Here is a 2939-nt window from a genome sequence, read left to right as displayed (position 1 = left end):
AATCCACAGTCCGGGAAAACGCTTCGAGCTGATCGCCAAGCCCGCTCAGCCGGGCAAGACGCTCTTCAACATCAAAGAAACCAGACTGCTTCATCATCCTTTCCTCCAATCAGAACCGGAGGAAGGGAATCACAGAGCTGGTCTCAAAACCAGAGGGTTTTTCGAACCCTCCACGTCTCCACAAAACCCGGGGCAATTCATCTCCAGATGATTTATATCAATTTCATAAAACAAAATGTTTGCTATAAAGAAACTCTTAGAATAACCTTTTGACGGTTATTCAATGTGCAAAAGGATAAGAAATAATGTCTACTATCATTAACAATGGACAAAAAATTTCCAATGTAACTGTTGATAATTATCAAGAAGTAATTTCTTCAGGTGGTATAGGTGAATTTCAGACAGTTCAGAATAATGGGGAAATAGTAATAAGAAATGGTGGCATTCTAATTGAAACAGATGGAAAAAATAATTGGATTACACAGACAAACGGAAAAATTGTTGTTGAAAATGGTGGTTTATTATCTGGAGGACATGTCCAGTCAGGTGGAACTTATTTTGTTAGTGCTGGTGGCATTACTACAAGTATTTCTATTGGTGACGGTGGTATATACCAGGGTGCCTCAGGAGCAATTCTTAATGGGGTCAGCAAAATTCGGTCGGGAGGTACTCTCAGTGGTGGTACTGTAACTGATTATGCAGCCCTAGTCGTTAGTGCTGGAGGTAGTTCAATTGATACCACTATTGCTAGTGCTGGTGGCCTTGGAGTTGCCGGTATAGCAAAAAATACTATTGTTCAATCTGGTGGGGTAATCGAAGTAACGTCTGGTGGTCTAGCTGATGCATCAAATATACAAGGTGGAGGTAAATTAGATGTAGACAGCAATGGAAGTATAAACAATATTGTTGTAAGCTCTGGTGGACTTATAAGTGCGGCGTCAGATGCCAAAATATCTGGCGTTAATATAATTCAATCAGGATCTATACTTAGTGGTGGCACTGTAACAGCATATGCTGCTGTTTCTATTAGTAGCGGAGGAACATCTTTTAATACCATTATTGGAAGTAATGGTGGGATTGGATTGGCTGGAACAGCTTCTGGTACACTTATTAACTCAGGGGGTGTATTGGAAATTACTTCAGGAGGAATTGCTAATAATAGTAATGTTTCAAATGGTGGTGTTATTTATGCGGATTCAAATAGTAATATAGGTTCAACAACCATTTCTAGTGGAGGATGGGTTTCCGTAGCAAGTACAGCAATAATTTCAGGAATTATCACAATTTTGGATGGTGGCTCTGCTAGCATTTGGAACAATGCTGGTGGTACAATTGATCTCACAGGTAATACTAATAACGGACTCACTATTTCTGGCCTGGAAAGCGGTGGGACCGTTAGCACTGTGATCAGTGGTTGGAGTGGTAGCCAGCCTGGGAATTCTGATAGCATTGATCTGCCTGGGGTTTCGGCAGATGGAGCATCTTATGCTTATCCCTCAGATGATCAGGTTGTGGTTACACTAAAAAATGGTAACACCATTACTCTGAATATTCCTGGTGTGAAAAATACCGGTTTTGTCCTCTCCGATGATGGCCATGGTGGTGCATCTGCCGAAGTTTGTTTTCTTTCGGGTAGCCAGATTCAAACCCCATTTGGTAGAGCCTTAGTCGAGGACCTAGCTGTCGAAGATGAAATTGTTGCTCACATCAATGGTATAGAAACTATCCGTCGTGTGACTTGGGCAGGTCAGGCACGCTGCAACGTTCGTGCCCATCTTCCTGATGACGAGGCAGGTTATCCGGTCCGCATTCTCAAGGATGCGATTGCGGACGGAGTTCCGTTCAAAGACATGCTGATCACGGCAGAACACTGCCTGTTCTTTGATGGACAGTTCGTCCCGGCCCGTATGCTTGTGAATGGTCGTTCGATCTTCTTCGACAAATCCATCACGTCTTACGACTACTACCACATCGAAACCGAAGATCACTCGGTCATCATGGCCGATGGCATGCTCACCGAGAGCTACCTCGATACCGGAAACCGTCGCGCCTTCTCCCAGAAGGGAAACATTGTCTCGATCGGTGGCAGCCGGAACCTGACTTGGGATGATGCGGCCGTACCCCTGACCGTTTCCAGAGAAACGGTCGAACCTCTCTTCCGCAAGATTGAGAGCCACGCGGACAAGGCTGGTTTTGCGATCCAGGCCGAAGCCCGTCCTTTGACAAACGATAGTGACCTGCACCTGACCACGGATGCAGGAGCGATCATTCGTCCGGCACGGCAGAACAACGGACGGGTCATGTTCATGATCCCCGCAGGCGTCGAAAGCGTTCGGATTGTCTCCAATGCCAGCCGTCCCTGTGATGTGATCGGACCGTTTGTTGATGACCGCCGCTCTCTCGGTGTTCTGGTTGGAGAAATTACCCTGTTCGAAAGCAACCGGAAACACGCGCTGACCGACCACCTCCACGATACCCAGCTCTCAGGCTGGAACAACGTAGAAGAGGGAACCATGCGCTGGACCAGCGGAAATGCTCAGCTTCCCCTGGGGAAACGCACACCAGGAACTATCGGCCTGATGGCAATCGAAGTCAGGGCCGCAGGTCCGTATGTCCTGGACGAGACGATCTCTGAGCATCAGGCTCTGAAAGCCTGATGTTCTATTCTGTCCCGGGTTATTCCCCGGGACAGAATCACCAGAGATCAGAAGAAATCCGGGCCGCTGTCGTAATTTCTGGAACGTGGAGGGATCGAAGAACCCCTGATTGACGGTTTTTGCGATGGCCTCCGGTCTGCTTTTTGAGCAGATTGGGAGTTGTCCCCCGCTGGATGGCTATGCGCTCGCGTTCAATCTTTCGAGGAAGAGGAAGCGGCGCATACTGTAGACGATATTGGCGAGCCCGATCTGAATTGCCCCGGGTTTTGTGGAGACAGAACG

1 protein-coding gene is annotated in these 2939 nt (G+C 47.3%); it reads left to right on the top strand.

The window, feature by feature from the left end:
* Positions 1-305 precede the first annotated feature (305 nt).
* Positions 306-2657 (top strand): Hint domain-containing protein, encoded by a 2352-nt coding sequence (locus Abci_RS13310; RefSeq protein ID WP_084597684.1) that lies wholly within the window; start codon positions 306-308, stop codon positions 2655-2657.
* Positions 2658-2939: the final 282 nt, after the last annotated feature.

It is taken from the genome of Acetobacter cibinongensis (genome assembly GCF_000963925.1).
Lineage (GTDB): Bacteria > Pseudomonadota > Alphaproteobacteria > Acetobacterales > Acetobacteraceae > Acetobacter > Acetobacter cibinongensis.
This window is presented reverse-complemented; position numbering and strand designations above follow the sequence as displayed.

Coding starts and splice junctions, on each gene's coding strand:
- Abci_RS13310 (WP_084597684.1), top strand. CDS start 306: ATGTCTACTATCATTAACAATGGACAAAAAATTTCCAATGTAACTGTT.